Below are 16,208 nucleotides of genomic sequence, written 5' to 3'. Positions count from 1 at the left end.
GCCGCATCCCCCGCAACGCTCACACCGACTCCGGCTCGGGGAGCGTGACCGAGTCGAGGGTGGTCATCCCGGCCAGCAGCAGCGGCGCGGTCCGCAGCAGCGGCAGGGCGGCCAACGCGCCGCTCGCCTCGCCGAGGCGGAGCTCCAGGTCGAGCAGCGGCAGCAGGTCGAGCGCCTCGAGCGCGAGCCGGTGTGCCGGCTCCGTCGAGCGGTGGCCGGCGTACCACCAGGCGACGGCGCCGGGCGCCAACTGCTCGGCCAGCAGGGCACACGCCCCCGACACGACCCCATCGAGCAGCACGGGGACTCCGCGCTCGGCCGCCCGGACGAGGAAGCCGGTCGCGGCCGCCAGGTCCGCGCTCCCGACGGTCCGCAGCAGCCCGACAGCGTCGGCGCGGTGCGGACGCGCGCGTTCGAGGGCCGCTGCGACGACGTCCCGCTTGACCCTCCACGTCTCGTCGTCGACACCGGTCCCCCGCCCGACGACGTTGTCGGCGTCGAGCCCGAGGACGGCACCGACGAGCGTGGCCGCGACGGTCGTGTTGCCGATCCCCATGTCGCCGGGCACGAGCAGGTCGGCGCCGGCGTCGATCTCCTCGTCCGCGACCGCCCGGCCGGCCGCGAGCGCGGCCTCGACCTCGCCGGGCGCCAGGGCATCCTCGCGGTGGATCGGACCGGACGTACGCCGGACCTTGTGGCGCCGCACCTCGGCGGGCGTGTCGGCGAGGTCGTCGTCGACGGCGATGTCGACGACCCTCACCCGGGCACCGTGTGCACCGGACAGCACGTTGACCGCCGCGCCACCACGCAGGAACTCGCGCACCATGGCCGCCGTCACCGCCCGGGGGTACGCCGACACCGAGCTGTCGCTGGTGACGCCGTGGTCACCCGCGAACACCACCACCGACACGTCTCGCGGCGCTCGCGGCTCCGCGGTGCCCTGGACGCCGGCGAGCCACACGGCCAGCTCCTCCAGCCGTCCCAGCGAACCGAGCGGCTTGGCCAGCCCGTCGACGCGACGGCGGGCACCCTCCCGGGCTGCTTCGTCGATGGTCCTCACTCTGGTCACGCCCGCTCTCCGTCCAGTCGGATGACTCGTCCGGCCACCACCAGGCGGACGTCGTCGGTCAGGTCGGCGACCCGCGTGTTGAGTCGGCCGAGGGCGTCCCGGAACAGCACACCCGACCGCGTGCCGGGCACCACTCCGGAGCCCACCTCGTTGCTGACGGCCACCACCGGCACCCGCGCCGAGCGCCAGGCACCGAGCAGTCGGTCGACCTCGTCGTCCAGCCGGGGCAGCCAGGCGGTGTCCCCCTCGACGGACTCCCAGGCACCTGCTCCGCCCATCGTCGCGGCCAGCCAGGTGGCGAGGCAGTCGACGAGCACCGGCCGGTCGGCGGCCTGGAGCGCGGCCGCCACGTCGGTCGTCTCCAGCGTGGTCCATCCGGCCGGGCGGTCGCGCCGGTGGGCGGCGACGCGGGCATCCCACTCGACATCGGTGCCGTCGGGCACCGGCCCGGGCGCCACGTACAGCACGGCTGGCACCTCGGACAGCAGGCGTTGCGCGTGCCGTGACTTCCCCGAGCGCGCCCCGCCCAGGATCAAGGTCCGGTGCGCCAGGGGCGCGGCCCCCGCGCTCACCGGTCGGCCCTCACCGGCAGCACCGCGGGACCTCCGTCGCGCTCCAGCACCTCGACGCGGGCGCCGTAGACCTCGGCCAGACGAGCCGGCTGCAGCACCTCCGTGGGGCTGGCGTCAGCGACCACGCGACCCTGGTGGAGCAGCACGACGCGACGGCCGTACTGCCCCGCCAACGTGAGGTCGTGCATCGCGGCGACCACGGTCAGCTCGTCCTGCAGCCGCATCCGGTGGACCAGGTCGAGGACGCTCTGCTGGTGCCCGATGTCCAGGGCGCTGGTCGGCTCGTCCAGCAGGAGGACCTGTGGCTGCTGGGCCAGCGCGCGGCCGAGCACGACCCGCTGCAGCTCGCCGCCGGACAGACCGGCCGCTGGACGCTCGGCGAGCCCGAGCAGGTCCAGGCGGTCGAGGGTCCGCTCCACCGCGTCCCGGTCTGAGGCCGTCTCGGTGCCGAAGCGGCGCAGGTGGGGAGTGCGGCCGAGCGCGACGAGCTCCCGCACCGTGATCCCCTCCGGCACCACGGGTCGCTGCGGCATGAGCGCGAGCACCCGCGCGATCCGCCGGCGCGACGTCCGCCCCGGATCCAGACCGCACACGGACAACGACCCCGTGGCGGGGATCAGGCCGGCCACGGCATGGAGCAGCGAGGTCTTGCCGGCTCCGTTCGGTCCGACCACGGCGACCCAGTCACCGGGCTCGACGACCAGGTCGACGTCGGTGAGGACCTGGACGCCCCCACGGTCGACGCAGACGCCTCGACACTCGACGGGCGCGGTCACAGCGCCCCCTTGTGACGGCGCAGCACGACGAGGAAGAACGGCGCTCCGACCAGGGCGGTGACCACACCGATGGGCACCTCCGCCGGCGCCAGGGCGGTCCGGGCGACCACGTCGCACAGCACCAGGAACGCCGCTCCGAGCAGCAGCGCCAGCGGCAGCAAGGTGCGGTGGCCGGCCCCGAAGAGCAGCCGGACGGCGTGGGGCACCACGATGCCGACGAAGCCGATCAGCCCGCTGACACTGACCACAGCGGCGGTGCCGAGCGTGGCAGTGACGACGAGCAGGAGCCGCACGCGAGCGGGGTCGACCCCCAGGCTGGCCGCCTCGACGTCGCCGACGGCCATCACGTCGAGCAGTCGTCGGTGTCCGAGGACCACCGCGCAGGACACCACGACGTAGGGAAGGGCCACGACCACGTCGGACCAGCCGTCGGTGCTCAGCCTGCCCAGCATCCACGAGTAGACCGACAGCAGCGAGTCGTCGTACTGCTGCTGGACGAAGTTCTGGATCGCGTTGAAGAACGCCCCTACCGCGACGCCCGCCAGGATGATCACGACCGCCCCACGACCACCGCCCACGGTGCTGCCGAGGGTGTACGTCGCCGCCACCCCCAGCAGGCCTCCGACGAACGCCAGCAGCGGGATGCCGACCGGCCCGACCGCACCGCCGGCCACGATGCCGAGGGTGGCGCCGAGACCCGCGCCGCTGGAGATCCCGAGCAGGTAGGGGTCGGCCAGCGGATTGCGGAAGACCCCCTGGTAGGCCGTTCCGGCCACGGCCAGCATCGCTCCGACCAGGACGCCGAGCACGACGCGCGGCAGGCGGATCTCCCAGAAGATGGCTTGCTGCGTGACCGACATGCCGGAGTCCACCTCGATGCCGGGTACGGCGTCGAGCAGCTCCAGCAGCACGCCCCGGACCTCGAGCCCGGCGGGGCCGACCAGACACCCGACCAGCACCGCGCCCAGGCACACCACGACGCCGATGGCGATCTTGGTGCGACGCAGGCCGGGCCGCGCGGCCAGCTCCCGCAGCGCGCGCGCCCGCGCGACCGCCGCCGATCCGCGGCGCCCGCTGGCCAGGTCGAGAGCCATGGCCGGTCAGCCGCCCGGGAGCGCGTCCTCGCGCTCCTGCAGCAGCTGGCTCACCTGCTGCACGAAGTCGAGCGTCCGTGGTCCCCAGCGGCTGGCGATGTCCTCGTCGAGGACGTGCACCTGCTCTTCGGCCACGGCGGGGACCTGCTCCCAGCCCGGTCGCTTCGCGACGTCCTTCTCAGCCACCCCGCAGCACTGGCTGTCGGCCAGGAACACGAGGTCGGGCTCCGCACCCACGACGTACTCGCTCGAGAGCTGCGGGTAGTCGTCGCCCCCCTTGGCCTCGTCGGCGACGTTCTCGAGGCCGAACAGCCCGTAGACCTCGCCGATGAAGGTGTCGCTCGTGGCGGTGTAGAGGTCGGGACTGAGCTCGTGGAAGTAGCTGACGCCGTCGGTCGGCGGGGCGTCCGCCACGGCCTGCTCGATACCGATGCGGGTCTCCTCGACCAGCTGGCCGGCCTCCTCCTCGTGACCGGTGGCTGCGCCGATCCGCTCGATCTGGGAGTACGTCTCGTCGAGGTCGGCCGCTGCGGGCATCAGCAGGGTCGGCACCCGTGCCTTCTCCAGCCCCGAGACGAGGTCACCGGTGTCGTCCGAGGCGATCACCAGGTCGGGCTCCTTGGCGAGGATCGCCTCGACGTTGGGCTGGTAGCCCGACAGCTTCGTCGTCGGGACGTCCTCGGGGAAGTCGGACTGGTCGTCGACGGCGACCACCTGGTCGCCGGCGCCGACCGCCCACAGCATCTCCGTCGCCGTCGGGCTGAGCGAGACGATCGAGACGGGCTCCGCCTCGATGGTGACCTCGGTGTCGCCGCCGATCGGGCCCGACAGGACCGCCACGGGGAACTCCGGGTCCGTCGACGAGGACGGTGAGGCCTCCGAGGCTGACTCATCGACGGTGTCGACGTTCCCGCAGCCGGCCAGCACGAGAGCTGGCAGGGTGAAGGACAAGAGCAGGAGGCGCCGCCGACGGCGGCGCGAGGTGGTGATGTGGTGCACAGCATCCTCCGGACTCGGAGGACGAGAGTCTTCGGGCCGCCACGGGCCCGGGACCCGCTGCTGCACGAACTACCCTTCGTCCGAGGCTAGTTGCGTGGCCACGGGCCAGGTGACCTGGCTCGTCCGGGCCCTGGGGACCGGCTTCACAGTTGCGGGACAGCACCGGGTTCGCACCGGATTTCACTGAAGCGTCGTGGCACTCCCGCATCGGGCGGAAGCGTCTCGCACTCTAGCCCACGGCGCCGATTCCTCCGCCACCCCGGCCCTCTAGGGTCACTCGGGTGAGCGGCAGCCTGATGGTGCTCGGAACGACGTCCGACGCGGGCAAGACGGTGATCACGACCGGACTGTGTCGGGCGCTCTCACGTCGAGGGCTGCGGGTGGCGCCGTTCAAGGCGCAGAACATGTCCAACAACTCGATGGTGACCGCCGACGGGGCCGAGATCGGGCGCGCCCAGTGGATCCAGGCCGTGGCCGCGCGGTCCGAGCCCGAGGCGGCGATGAACCCCGTCCTGCTCAAGCCGGGCAGCGACCTGCGCAGCCACGTCGTGGTGATGGGCCGCCCGGCCGGCACGCTCGACGCCGGCGAGTTCGCGGGCGGGCGAGCGGCGCTCGCCCGTGCGGCGTACGACGCCTTCGACGACCTGGCGGGCCGGTACGACGTCGTGGTCTGCGAGGGTGCAGGCTCACCGGCCGAGATCAACCTGCGCGCCCACGACTACGTCAACCTCGGCCTCGCCCGGCACGCCTCGATCCCGTCGGTGCTGGTCGGCGACATCGACCGCGGCGGGGTGTTCGCCGCCATGCACGGCACCCTCGCGCTGCTCGACGAGGCCGACCAGGCACTCGTGTGCGGGCTGGTGGTCAACCGGTTCCGGGGAGACGTCGGGCTGCTGCGGCCCGGGCTGCACGACGTGGCGAGGCTGACCCATCGGCCGGTGCTCGGCGTGGTGCCGTGGCTGTCCGGGCTGTGGCTGGACTCCGAGGACTCGCTGTCGGTCCGCGACCGGCCCGCCCCACGCCGCGGCACACGACCGCTGCGCGTGGCGGTCGTGCGGTTGCCGCGGATCAGCAACTTCACCGACGTCGACGCACTCTGCCTCGAGCCCGGGCTGGACGTCGCCTTCACCGACGACGCGCTGGACGTGCGCTCGGCCGACGTGGTCGTCGTCCCCGGCACCCGGGCGACCATCGCCGACCTGGCGTGGCTGCGCGAGCTCGGTCTGGCGGACGCGGTGTGCGAGCACGCGGCGCGGGGCGGGGCGGTGCTCGGCATCTGCGGCGGGTTCCAGATGCTGGGCCGCGAGGTGTCCGACCCGGACGGCGTCGAGGGCGACCCCGCCGCGCGGGCGCCCGGCCTCGGCCTGCTCGACGTCACGACCACGTTCGGCAGCGACAAGGTGCTCGGCACCCCCTCCGGCACCGCACGGGGCGTGCCGATCAGCGGCTACGAGATCCACCACGGGCGAGTGCACGTGGGCACGGGTGAGGCCTTCCCCGGGGGCGTCCGGTCGGGCGCCGTCGTCGGCACCATGTGGCACGCCTGCCTGGAGGGGGACCGCTTCCGGGCGGCCTGGCTGCGGGAGGCCGCGGGCGCGGCGGGACACGAGCTCCCCGACGTCGGGAAGACCTCGTTCGCCACAGCGCGCGAGGCCAGGATCGACGCGATCGCCGACGCAGTCGAGGAGCACCTCGACCTCGACGCCGTCCTCCGGCTCGTCGAGCTCGGACCCACCCCCGGACTGCCCCCGGTGCGCGGCGGCCTGGTCCCCTGACGCCGACCCGTCACTCGTGCAGGTTCACGACCCCGCGACCCGTCACTCGTGCAGGTTCGGCCCTGCAGAAGTGACGGCTCGCGCCCTCTCCAGGCTGCAGAAGTGACGGGTCGAGGTCAGGTGAGCTTCTCGAGGATCAGCTCGCGCACCCGGGCCGCGTCGGCCTGGCCGCGCATCTCCTTCATGACGACGCCGATCAGGGCGCCGGCGGCGGCGACCTTTCCGTCGCGGATCTTGTCGGCGACGTCGGGGTTGCCGGCGATGGCGTGGTCGACGGCCTCCGACAGCGCCCCCTCGTCGGAGACGATGGCGAGCCCGCGGGCCTCGACGACCTCCTGCGGCGTACCCTCCCCGGCGAGCAGGCCGTCGAAGACCTGGCGGGCCAGCTTGTCGTTGAGGGTGCCGGCGTCGACCAGGTCCTGCACCTCGGCGACCTGGGCGGGGGTCACGCCGAGGTCGGCGAGGTCGCTCCCGGCGTCGTTGGCGCGCCGCGCGAGCTCGCCCAGCCACCACTTGCGCGCCGCCTGGGGCGCGACACCCGCCGCCACCGTCTCCTCGACCAGGCCGAGCGCGCCGGCACCGACGGTGTCGCGCATCTCGAGGTCGGAGAAGCCCCACTCGGCCTGCAGCCGGGTCCGCTTCGCGGTCGGGTTCTCCGGAAGGGTGCCGCGCAGCTCCTCGACCCACTCGCGGGAGGGTGCGACCGGCACCAGGTCCGGCTCGGGGAAGTAGCGGTAGTCCTCGGCGTCGGACTTCTCGCGCCCGGAGGTGGTGATGCCGGTGTCCTCGTGCCAGTGGCGGGTCTCCTGCAGCACCGAGCCGCCGCCGTCGAGGATCGCCGCGTGCCGCTGCACCTCGAACCGTACGGCGCGCTCGACCGAGCGGAACGAGTTGACGTTCTTGGTCTCGGTCCGGGTCCCGAGGGCGTCGGCCCCCTTCGGCGCGAGCGAGAGGTTGACGTCGGCGCGCAGGTTCCCCTGGTCCATCCGTGCCTCGGACACCCCCAGCGCGACGATCAGGTCGCGCAGCTGCTGGACGTAGGCCCGGGCCACCTCGGGCGCCCTCGCGCCGGTGCCGGTGATCGGCTTGGTGACGATCTCGATCAGGGGGATGCCGGCGCGGTTGTAGTCGACGAGGGAGTAGTCGGCTCCGTGGATCCGGCCGGTGGTGCCGACGTGGGTCGACTTGCCGGTGTCCTCCTCCATGTGGGCACGCTCGATCCCGACCCGGACCACCTCACCCTCCACGTCCACGTCCATCCAGCCGTCGAAGGCGATGGGCTCGTCGTACTGGGAGGTCTGGAAGTTCTTCGGCATGTCCGGGTAGAAGTAGTTCTTCCGCGCGAACCGGCACCAGTCGGCGATGGAGCAGTTCAGCGCCAGCCCGATCCGGATCGCCGACTCCACCGCGACCCGGTTGACCACCGGCATCGCGCCCGGCAGGCCCAGGCAGGTCGGGCACACCTGGGTGTTCGGCTCGGCGCCGAACCCGGTGGGGCAGCCGCAGAACATCTTGGTGGCGGTGTTGAGCTCGACGTGGACCTCGAGGCCGAGGGCGGGATCGAACTTCTCCAGCGCCTCCTCGAACGAGAGCAGCGTGTCGGTGCTCACGCTGCACCTCCTTCGAGACCCGTGGCCCGGTCGAGCAGGGGGCCACCCCACTCGCGCGTGAGCAGCGTCTCCAGGGCAGCGCCGACGCGGTAGACCCGGTCGTCGGCCATCGCCGGGGCGAGGACCTGGACGCCGGACGGCAGGCCGTCCTCGTCGGCCAGCCCGTTGGGCACCGAGATGCCGGGCACGCCGGAGAGGTTGGCGGGGATGGTGGCCAGGTCGTTGAGGTACATCGCCAGCGGGTCGTCGACCTTCTCGCCGATCCGGAACGCCGTGGTGGGCGCGGTCGGCGAGACCAGGACGTCGGCCTGCTCGAACGCGGCCTCGAAGTCCCGCGTGATCAGCGTCCGCACCTTCTGGGCCTGTCCGTAGTAGGCGTCGTAGTAGCCGCTCGACAGGGCATAGGTGCCGAGGATGATCCGCCGCTTCACCTCGTCGCCGAAACCGGCGTCGCGGGTGGCGCGCATCACCTCCTCGGCGCTGGGGCTGCCGTCCGGGACGACGCGGAGGCCGTAGCGCATCGCGTCGAACCTGGCGAGGTTGCTCGAGGCCTCCGCCGGGAGGATGAGGTAGTAGGTCGCCAACGCGTGCACGAAGTGGGGGCAGGACACCTCGACCACCTCGGCGCCGGCCTTGACCATCAGGTCGACCGACTCCTGGAACCGGCGCAGCACGCCGGCCTGGTAGCCCTCGCCGCCCAGCTCGGTCACCACGCCGATCCGGACGCCGGTGAGGTCGCCCGACTCGCCCCGCCGGACCGCGTCGACGAGCGCCGGCAGCGGCTGGTCGATGCTGGTCGAGTCGAGCGGGTCGTGGCCGCCGATCACCTCGTGGAGCAGCGCCGCGTCGAGCACGGTGCGGGTCACCGGCCCCGCCTGGTCGAGCGAGTTGGCGAGCGCGACCAGCCCGTAGCGGCTCACGCCGCCGTACGTCGGCTTCACGCCGACCGTGCCGGTGACGGCGCCCGGCTGCCGGATCGAGCCGCCGGTGTCGGTGCCGATCGCGAACGGCGCCTCGTACGCCGCCACGGCCGCCGCGGAGCCGCCGCCGGAGCCGCCCGGGATCCGGTCGAGGTCCCACGGGTTGCGGGTCGGCCCGTACGCCGAGTGCTCGGTGGAGGAGCCCATCGCGAACTCGTCCATGTTGGTCTTCCCGAGGATCGGCAGGCCCGCCTCGCGGAGCCGCCGCACGACCGTGGCGTCGTAGGGCGGCACCCAGCCCTCGAGGATCTTCGACCCGCAGGTCGTCGGCATCCCCTTGGTGGTCAGCACGTCCTTGACCGCGATCGGCACGCCGTCGAGCACCGACAGCGGCTCCCCCGCCGCGCGGCGCTCGTCGGACGCTGCTGCGGCCTCGAGCGCGCCCTCGGCGTCGACGTGGAGGAACGCGTGCACCCGGTCGTCGACGTCGGCGATCCGGTCGAGGTGCCGCTGGGTGACGTCGACGGAGGTGACCCGGCCGGCCGCGAGCTCGTCTGCGAGCCACGCGGCGGTGGTCGCCGTACCCCCGGCGTTCACTGCTCGTCCCCCAGGATCCGGGGGACGCTGAACCGCTGGTCCTCGGCCTCGGGCGCCCCGGCGAGCGCCTCCTCGGCGGTCAGGCCGGGCACGACGACGTCGTCGCGGAAGACGTTGCTCATCGGGAGGGCGTGCGAGGTCGGCGGGACGTCATCACCGGCGACCCCCTGGATGGACGCGATCGACTCCAGGATGACCTCCAGCTGCGGGGCGAGGTGGTCGAGCTCGGCGTCGGAGAGGTCGATCCGGGCGAGGTCCGCCAAGTGGGCGACCTGCTCCCGGGAGAGGGACGCACCAGGGGTGTCGGGCATGGCCGCCATCCTAGGCGTGAGCGGTCTCGCCGATTTCCGGGGTGCCCGCCCTCCGTGCCTATCCTCGCGGGCATGTCTGGGTCCCGTCCGGGCGGCTCGCCCTGGTCCTACCGTCCTGCCCTCGACGGGCTCCGGACCCTGGCCGTCTACAGCGTGCTGCTCTTCCACACCGGGCACCCGTGGGCCGAGGGCGGGTTCGTGGGCGTCGACCTGTTCTTCGTGCTCTCGGGCTTCCTGGTGACCAGCGTCATCGTGAGCGAGATCGAGGCCACCGGGTCGCTGCGCCTGGGCCACTTCTACGCCCGCCGCGTACGCCGGCTGCTGCCCGCGGCCGCGGTGGTCGTCGTGGCGACGGCGGCGGTGTACGTCCTGGTCGCCCCGGTCTCCGAGCGACTGTCGCTGGTCCGCGACGCCCAGAGCGCCCTCCTCTACGTCGCCAACTGGAACTTCCTCGCCCAGTCCGGCGACTACTTCGCGGCCGACGCCGCGCAGAGCCCGTTCCTCCACTTCTGGTCTCTGGCCATCGAGGAGCAGTACTACGTCTTCTTCCCGGTGCTCCTCCTGGTGCTGAGCCGGCGCGGCCGCCGGTGGGTGGTCGCCGTGCTGGCCGCCCTGTTCGCCGCGTCGGTCGCCAGCCAGCTGGTGTGGGCCCAGGTCGACGCCGACCACGCCTACTACGGCACCGACGCTCGGCTCTACCAGCTGCTCGCCGGGTCGCTGCTCGCCCTGGTCCTGCACCGCCTGCAGCCCCACGCCGCGCGGCTCCGCCCGGGCGTCGTGGCGTGGGCCGGGCTGGTCGGGTTCGTGGTGCTCTGCAGCGGCCTGCTGCCGGCCTCGCCCTCGGTGCGCGGGCTCGCCGCCACGGCCGCCTCGATCGCCCTCGTCGGGTCGCTCATGCTGGCCGACGGCTCACCGCTGGCGCGGCTGCTGTCGCGGCGGGTCCCCGTGTTCCTCGGCCGGGTCTCCTACGGCACCTACCTGTGGCACTGGCCGGTGATCCTGGTGCTCGAGCAGGTCCTCGACGTCGGCCCGGCGGTCGTGGCGGTCCTCGCGGTGGCGCTCAGCACCGGCCTCGCGGCGGCGTCGTACGAGGTGCTGGAGATGCCGGTCCGCAAGTCGCGCCGGCTCGACGGGCTGCGCTGGTCGCCCGCCGTGGTCGGCGTGGCCGCCAGCGCGCTCCTCGCGGCCACGGTCGTCCCCCTCACCCTGCAGACCGAACGCCGGCCCTCGCTCGCGGCGGTCGACGCGGAGCGGTCGGACGTCGTCAGCCGCAGCAACGTGCAGATCCCCGCCGACGTCGACTGGGAGGCCGTCACCACCGACTACGGCGACACCGGCTGGTGCACCGCCGACGACCCGTCGGCGTGCACCGTCGAGCAGGGCTCCGGCCCGCACGTGCTGCTCGTCGGCGACAGCCAGGCGCAGTCGCTCGTGCCGATGTTCCGCACCCTGGCCCGCGAGCACGACCTCACGCTCTCGCTCAACGTGGTCGAGGGCTGCCTGTGGCAGGAGCGCCTCGCCAACGGGAAGTCCTCCGACGAGGAGCAGCGGAACTGCGAGGACGCGCGTGTCGGCTGGTACGACGACGTGCTGCCGGAGCTCGACCCCGACGTGGTGGTGATCATGTCCCGACCGCGCGACGACGCTCAGGCCTGGTCCGGTGTGGTCCGCCGGCGCGACGGCGTACGGCAACCGCTGGCGCAGATGACCGTGCAGGAGTCGCGGCGGACGCTGCGCGACATCACCCGCACCGTGCCACGGACGTTGCTGGTGGAGCGGCTCGTGATGCCGGAGACCTTCGACCCCGCCTCGTGCCTCACCACCGAGCAGGACGCCGACCGCTGCGCCGTCCCGGTAACGGCCGGCGAGAGCGTCACCGACGGGCTCTCGGTGACCGAGGCGGCGACGTCACGGAAGGTCGACACCCTCGACCTCAACCCGGCGTTCTGCCCCGACGCCCCGGTCTGCCTGCCCGTGGTCGACGACGAGGTGGTGTGGCGCGACGACCACCACGTCACGGCGCAGTACGCCGAGAGCCGGCGCCGGCAGGTCTGGCGGATCCTGAGGGACAGCGGCGCCCTCTGATCCCCCTTTCGGGTCGTGACGGCTCCGCGGCCGCGACCTACGATTGAGGGGTCATGCGCCTGCAACCGCAGCTCATCCCTGCCGCGGACCACTACTGGTCGACGCTGGTGCGCAACGACGTGGAGGCGGCCATCGGCGTGGTCGGCCGGGTGATCGACGCCGGGGTGCACCCCGCCGAGGCGCTGGCCGGGATCGTCGTCCACAACCAGCAGCGGATCGGCGACTCCTGGGCCGCCGGCCACTGGACGGTCGGTCAGGAGCACACCGCCACGGCCGTCAGCGAGCAGGTGGTCTCGTGGGTCGGCGAGAGCCTCCCGGCTCCCGACCCGGACCGGCCGCGGGTGCTGGTGATCTGCGCCGAGCGGGAGTTCCACAGCCTGGCCGCCCAGGTGGTCGCCGTCTCCCTGCGCTCGTGGGGGTGGCCGGCCGACTACCTCGGCCCGGACACCCGCCGCGAACGGCTGCTCCGCCGGCTCGGGGCCGCTCCTCCCGCCGCGGTGCTGGTCAGCGCCTCGCTGTCGTCCTCGCTCACCCGGGTCGCACGGCAGATCGCCGACGTCGCCGCCACCGGTACCCCCGTCATCGTGGGGGGCGCCGCCTTCGACGAGGGCGGCCTCCGCGCCGGCCGTCTCGGGGCCAGCGGCTACGGGGCGTCCCCCGAGGAGGCGCGCACCCTGCTCGGCCGGCTGCCCGACATCGTGATCCCGCAACCGGTGACCCTCGCTGCCGAGGCGGTCCGGCTGGCCGCGCTGTCGGACACCATGGCCCGCTGGGTGCTCGAGGCCACCGAGTCCCAGCTCCACGTCGAGCCCCAGGCGTTGAACCCCGACCACTGGCAGGTGGTCCTCGCGACGTTCACGCCCCACCTCGTGGCCGCGGTCGCCGGAGGCGTCGCCACCGCCGACCCGACCGTCCCGACCGCCGCCCGGACGTGGCTCGACGACGTGCTGCGTCGCCGCGGTGCGCCGGACGACGTCACCGACCTGCTGTGGAAGCAGCTGCGCGACCAGCTCCACGACTTCCCGGCGTCACTGGCGCTGCTGGACTGACCGCTTGGGCCCGCGTGCCACCGTGAGACCCATGTCGCGCCGTCCGCTCCTCGCCGCCGCCCTCGCCGGCGTGCTGCTGCTCGCCGCGTGCACGGCGGGCGGCGGGGACCCGGCGGACGCGCCCGCGGCCGACCCCACGTCGGGTCCCGCGCAGCCGACGTTCTTCTACGTCGCGCTCGGCGACTCGTTCACGGCCGCGCCCGGGATCCCCCGGACCGACGGCTCCGACGGCTGTCTGCGGTCCTCCAGCAACTACCCGTCGCTCGTCGCCGACCGTCTCGGCGCCGACTACGACGTCGACCTCTCCGACCGCAGCTGCAGCGGCGCCGACACCAGCAGCCTGGGCTCGAGCCAGACCTTCGGCCGTACGCCGCTCCCACCCCAGCTCGACGCGCTCGACCGCGACACCGACCTGGTGACCCTGTCGATCGGCGGCAACGACTTCGGCGTGTTCCTGCAGCTCGTCGGCGGGTGCGTGTCGCTGGCCGCCCAGGACCCGTCCGGCTCGCCGTGCCGGGACGCCGCGCAGGAGCAGGGTGACCTGCTCGCGGAGACGCAGGCGAGGATCGAGGGTCGGCTCGTCCGCGCGATCCAGGAGGTGCGCCGGCGGGCGCCGGACGCCGAGGTGCTCGTGGTGGGCTACCCGCAGCTGGCGCCCGCCCGCGGCGGCTGCCCCGAGCTGCTGCCGCTCGCCAGCGGCGACCTCCCGTTCGCGCGCGAGGTCAACAAGTCCCTCACCGACAACCTCGCGCGGGCCGCCGAGCGAACCGGGACGACGTACGTCGACGTCTGGCGTGCCAGCCAGGGCCACGACATCTGTGCCGACCAGCCCTGGGTCAACGGCCAGACCGGCGTGCCGGGCGGCGCGATCCCGTTCCACCCGCTGCCGGCCGGCCAGCAGGCCGTCGCGGACCTGGTGCTGGCCGCGGTGGACCGCTGATCCCTGCCGGTCGGGAGCCTGGGTCCGCAGCCCGGTCAGGGCCGGCCGAGGACGGCCCGGTCACCGGTCCCGACCTCCCCGGGCACCGTGACCTCGGCGTCCAGGCCGAAGGCCACCTCACCCCGCGCCGGCCAGTACCGCGCGAGGGCTGCCAGCAGGCCGAGGTCGCGGACGCCGGACGCGGGGTCCAGGTCGATCACCGCACAGCGCTGGACCACGCGGCGGACCCGCACCTCGGCCGTGCCGATCCGCAGACGACGGCCGACCCACTCCTCCTCGACGTGCGGACCCACCTCGCCGCTGTCGAGCTCGAACGTGGCCCGGAAGCGGGCGCCGTCGACCGGCGCGCCGACCTCCTCGGCCAGCCGCGCGAGCGAGGCGCTGGTCACCAGCGTGACCGCGCCTCCGTAGACCACTGCACCCGGCGCGCCGGCGGCCAGCACGACGTCGCGGCCGAGGTGGGCGGAGTACGCCGCAGCCCACGGACCCTGCACGACCTCCAGGTCGGTGGCCCGGCCCCAGTAGTCCACGCGGCGGACCTCGCCGGTCCGCCCCGGCTCACCGGCGACGGTGCCGGACGGCAGGTCGACGGACAGCACCGTCCCGTCCCACGAGGCGCACGCCCGGAGCAGCGTGGGGTTCTCGACGGTGCGCAGGCAGCGGTCGGTCACCGGGTCGACCAGGCAGAACACCCGATCGCCCTGCGGCCCCTCCCGGGTCAGCGACACCGACGCGTGGGTCCGGTGGCGGGCTCCCTTGACCGGCGTGAACCCGATCCGTGCGACGTGCACGTCGCCACCCTGCCATGCGGGGCGACGTCCGTCGGGGCACGCCCCACGTCTCGCCGGTCAGGCCGGCGGCAGGGTGCCGAGGATGAGTGCGGCGTCGTCGTTCCCGGGGTCGAGCTCCAGGGCGCGCCGCAGCAGGGTCCTGGCCTGCTCCGGACGCCCGTCGACCTGGTGGGCCCACCCCGTCATCGTCCACGCGGCGGACGAGTGCGGACGCACGTCGGCCCACACCCTGAGGAGCGGCCAGGCCAGGTCGGTGCGGTGCAGCTCGACGGCTCCCCACACCGCGTCCTCGAAGACCTCGTCGTCGAGGTCGTGCTCGGCCGGGTCGGCCGCAGCCAGCCGGTGGAACGTCGCCACCGCGGCGTCCGGACCGTCGGTGCCGAGCGCCCGGGCCACCGGGCCGACGACCGGAGGCAGCAGCGCGTCCATCGCCGCGACGCCCGCACCCAGGTCACCCGGTGACGAGCCGGACGCCACCGGGACGCCGTCCTCGGCCAGCGCGACGTCGAGCGCCGCCGTCGCGAGGTACCCGGTCGGGACGGTGTTGGAGTTGGCCAGCACGACCACCCCGGTCCGCCGCTCGGGCAGCACCACCAGCTGCGACCCGAACCCCGGGTCGGAGCCGCTGTGGCTGAGCGCGCGGTGCCCGCCGTACCGGCCCACGGCCCAGCCGAGCCCCACAGCCTCCTCCCACGGGGGATCACCCACCGGCTGCACGGGCCGCCACATCAGGTCCCGCAGCCCCGCGTCCAGCGGCGCCGGCCCGCCAGGGGTGGCGCCGGCCGGTGGTCCGAGGAGGGCGCGCACCCACCGGCACATCTCGACGAGGTTGGAGTGCAGGGTCGAGCTGGGCGCGTGGCGCCGGGTGTAGGGGTAGGCGCCGTCCGGCACGGTCAGCGGCATCCCGACGTGCGGTGACGCGGCGAGGCGGGACGGCACCTCGGCGCGCAGGAAGGTGCTGGCGTGCATCCCCAGGGGGTCCAGGACCAGCTCGCGCATCGCGGCCTCGAACGTCGTGCCGACCACCCGCGACAGCAGCAGCCCCAGCAGCTCGTACCCGGCGTTCGAGTAGGAGAACGTCGAGCCCGGCTCTGCCTGCAGGCGGAACCCGGACAGGCTGCGGGCGAAGTCGCTGAGCGCGTCGTCCCCCAGCTGCGGATCGTGCCAGCCGTACTCGGAGACGTCCGGGAGCCCGCTCGAGTGGCTCAGCAGGCCCCGCGCCGTGACCTCTCCCTCTCGCCCGTCGGCCAGGGTGAGCTCGGGCACCCGGTCGACGATCGGGGCATCCAGGTCGACCGTCGGCCGACCGGCGCCCGGGGAGGTGGTGGCCAGCCCGACGATCGCGGTGGCGACGAACGGCTTGGACACCGACGCCAGGTGGAACATCGTCTCGGGCGTGACCGGCGCCCCGGAGCCGGCGTCGCGGACCCCGAAGCCACGCGCGACGACCTCGTCGTCGCACACGACCGCCACGGCCACGCCCGCCGCCTCGTGGGCGTCCAGGTAGCGCTCCACGCGTGGCCACAGGGTGGCCTCGACGCCCGTCCGCAGAGGTCCCGTGCCCCCGTCCACGCCCCGACCCTACGCCGATGCGCGGGGTGCCAGCGCCCTCCCCGGAGT

General features: G+C 73.9%; 14 protein-coding genes and 1 riboswitch. Of the genes, 4 read left to right on the top strand and 10 right to left on the bottom strand.

Features of this window, described 5'->3' with window-relative positions; translation table 11 throughout:
• Window positions 1-19: 19 nt before the first annotated feature.
• From cobT to ACQ1X7_RS14140, 5 genes are read right to left on the bottom strand one after another with little or no spacing between them, the layout of a single operon-like run.
• On the bottom strand, window positions 20-1,069 hold the full coding sequence (gene cobT / locus ACQ1X7_RS14160) for a nicotinate-nucleotide--dimethylbenzimidazole phosphoribosyltransferase (protein WP_432478859.1): 1,050 nt from the start codon (window positions 1,067-1,069) through the stop codon (window positions 20-22).
• Complete coding sequence (locus ACQ1X7_RS14155; protein ID WP_432478858.1) at window positions 1,066-1,641, bottom strand: bifunctional adenosylcobinamide kinase/adenosylcobinamide-phosphate guanylyltransferase; 576 nt, start codon at window positions 1,639-1,641, stop codon at window positions 1,066-1,068. The genes cobT and ACQ1X7_RS14155 overlap by 4 nt, the downstream gene beginning before the upstream one ends.
• Window positions 1,638-2,417, bottom strand: coding sequence for an ABC transporter ATP-binding protein (locus tag ACQ1X7_RS14150; protein ID WP_432478857.1), 780 nt, complete (start codon window positions 2,415-2,417; stop codon window positions 1,638-1,640). Before ACQ1X7_RS14150 ends, ACQ1X7_RS14155 begins: the two co-directional genes overlap by 4 nt.
• Window positions 2,414-3,511 (bottom strand): FecCD family ABC transporter permease, encoded by a 1,098-nt coding sequence (locus tag ACQ1X7_RS14145; protein WP_432478856.1) that lies wholly within the window; start codon window positions 3,509-3,511, stop codon window positions 2,414-2,416. Before ACQ1X7_RS14145 ends, ACQ1X7_RS14150 begins: the two co-directional genes overlap by 4 nt.
• A gap of 6 nt (window positions 3,512-3,517) precedes the next feature.
• Window positions 3,518-4,351 carry an ABC transporter substrate-binding protein gene (locus tag ACQ1X7_RS14140; RefSeq protein WP_432478855.1) on the bottom strand — a complete coding sequence of 278 codons (834 nt, stop codon included), beginning with the start codon at window positions 4,349-4,351 and terminating at the stop codon, window positions 3,518-3,520.
• A gap of 266 nt (window positions 4,352-4,617) precedes the next feature.
• A riboswitch (cobalamin riboswitch) is annotated at window positions 4,618-4,695 on the bottom strand.
• A gap of 111 nt (window positions 4,696-4,806) precedes the next feature.
• On the opposite strand from ACQ1X7_RS14140, the gene ACQ1X7_RS14135 reads away from it, so the two are divergent.
• Window positions 4,807-6,285 (top strand): cobyric acid synthase, encoded by a 1,479-nt coding sequence (locus ACQ1X7_RS14135; protein WP_432479072.1) that lies wholly within the window; start codon window positions 4,807-4,809, stop codon window positions 6,283-6,285.
• A gap of 116 nt (window positions 6,286-6,401) precedes the next feature.
• Here ACQ1X7_RS14135 and gatB read toward each other — a convergent pair whose 3' ends face one another.
• Genes gatB through gatC form a run of 3 tightly spaced genes read right to left on the bottom strand, consistent with a single transcriptional unit; the run spans window position 6,402 to window position 9,723 of the window.
• Window positions 6,402-7,895, bottom strand: coding sequence for an Asp-tRNA(Asn)/Glu-tRNA(Gln) amidotransferase subunit GatB (gene gatB, locus ACQ1X7_RS14130; protein WP_432478854.1), 1,494 nt, complete (start codon window positions 7,893-7,895; stop codon window positions 6,402-6,404).
• Window positions 7,892-9,412 (bottom strand): Asp-tRNA(Asn)/Glu-tRNA(Gln) amidotransferase subunit GatA, encoded by a 1,521-nt coding sequence (gene gatA / locus ACQ1X7_RS14125; protein WP_432478853.1) that lies wholly within the window; start codon window positions 9,410-9,412, stop codon window positions 7,892-7,894. Before gatA ends, gatB begins: the two co-directional genes overlap by 4 nt.
• Window positions 9,409-9,723, bottom strand: a complete 315-nt coding sequence (gatC, locus tag ACQ1X7_RS14120; RefSeq protein WP_432478852.1) for an Asp-tRNA(Asn)/Glu-tRNA(Gln) amidotransferase subunit GatC — start codon at window positions 9,721-9,723, stop codon at window positions 9,409-9,411. Before gatC ends, gatA begins: the two co-directional genes overlap by 4 nt.
• Before the next feature lie 72 nt (window positions 9,724-9,795).
• On the opposite strand from gatC, the gene ACQ1X7_RS14115 reads away from it, so the two are divergent.
• The 3 genes from ACQ1X7_RS14115 to ACQ1X7_RS14105 are packed head-to-tail and all read left to right on the top strand — an operon-like array spanning window position 9,796 to window position 13,797.
• Window positions 9,796-11,808, top strand: coding sequence for an acyltransferase family protein (locus tag ACQ1X7_RS14115; protein ID WP_432478851.1), 2,013 nt, complete (start codon window positions 9,796-9,798; stop codon window positions 11,806-11,808).
• A 53-nt stretch (window positions 11,809-11,861) separates the two neighbouring features.
• A complete protein-coding gene (locus ACQ1X7_RS14110; RefSeq protein ID WP_432478850.1) occupies window positions 11,862-12,857 on the top strand; it encodes a cobalamin B12-binding domain-containing protein in 996 nt (331 codons plus the stop codon).
• A 31-nt stretch (window positions 12,858-12,888) separates the two neighbouring features.
• On the top strand, window positions 12,889-13,797 hold the full coding sequence (locus tag ACQ1X7_RS14105; protein ID WP_432478849.1) for an SGNH/GDSL hydrolase family protein: 909 nt from the start codon (window positions 12,889-12,891) through the stop codon (window positions 13,795-13,797).
• 35 nt (window positions 13,798-13,832) lie between these two features.
• On the opposite strand, the gene ACQ1X7_RS14100 is transcribed toward ACQ1X7_RS14105, so the two are convergent.
• Together ACQ1X7_RS14100 and ACQ1X7_RS14095 are read right to left on the bottom strand one after the other, a co-directional pair.
• The gene (locus tag ACQ1X7_RS14100; RefSeq protein WP_432478848.1) at window positions 13,833-14,588 is read right to left on the bottom strand and encodes an MOSC domain-containing protein; all 756 of its coding nucleotides are present in this window, start codon (window positions 14,586-14,588) and stop codon (window positions 13,833-13,835) included.
• A gap of 57 nt (window positions 14,589-14,645) precedes the next feature.
• Complete coding sequence (locus ACQ1X7_RS14095; RefSeq protein WP_432478847.1) at window positions 14,646-16,160, bottom strand: serine hydrolase; 1,515 nt, start codon at window positions 16,158-16,160, stop codon at window positions 14,646-14,648.
• Window positions 16,161-16,208 lie beyond the last annotated feature (48 nt).

The sequence above is a fragment of the Nocardioides sp. GXQ0305 genome (genome assembly GCF_050880345.1).
In the GTDB taxonomy this organism is placed as follows: Bacteria; Actinomycetota; Actinomycetes; order Propionibacteriales; family Nocardioidaceae; genus Nocardioides.
The sequence above is the reverse complement of the archived record's forward strand: the minus strand, read 5'-3'. Positions and strand labels throughout refer to the sequence as shown.

Coding starts and splice junctions, on each gene's coding strand:
- ACQ1X7_RS14135 (WP_432479072.1), top strand. CDS start 4,807: ATGGTGCTCGGAACGACGTCCGACGCGGGCAAGACGGTGATCACGACC.
- ACQ1X7_RS14110 (WP_432478850.1), top strand. CDS start 11,862: ATGCGCCTGCAACCGCAGCTCATCCCTGCCGCGGACCACTACTGGTCG.
- ACQ1X7_RS14115 (WP_432478851.1), top strand. CDS start 9,796: ATGTCTGGGTCCCGTCCGGGCGGCTCGCCCTGGTCCTACCGTCCTGCC.
- ACQ1X7_RS14145 (WP_432478856.1), bottom strand. CDS start 3,511: ATGGCTCTCGACCTGGCCAGCGGGCGCCGCGGATCGGCGGCGGTCGCG.
- gatC (WP_432478852.1), bottom strand. CDS start 9,723: ATGCCCGACACCCCTGGTGCGTCCCTCTCCCGGGAGCAGGTCGCCCAC.
- ACQ1X7_RS14105 (WP_432478849.1), top strand. CDS start 12,889: ATGTCGCGCCGTCCGCTCCTCGCCGCCGCCCTCGCCGGCGTGCTGCTG.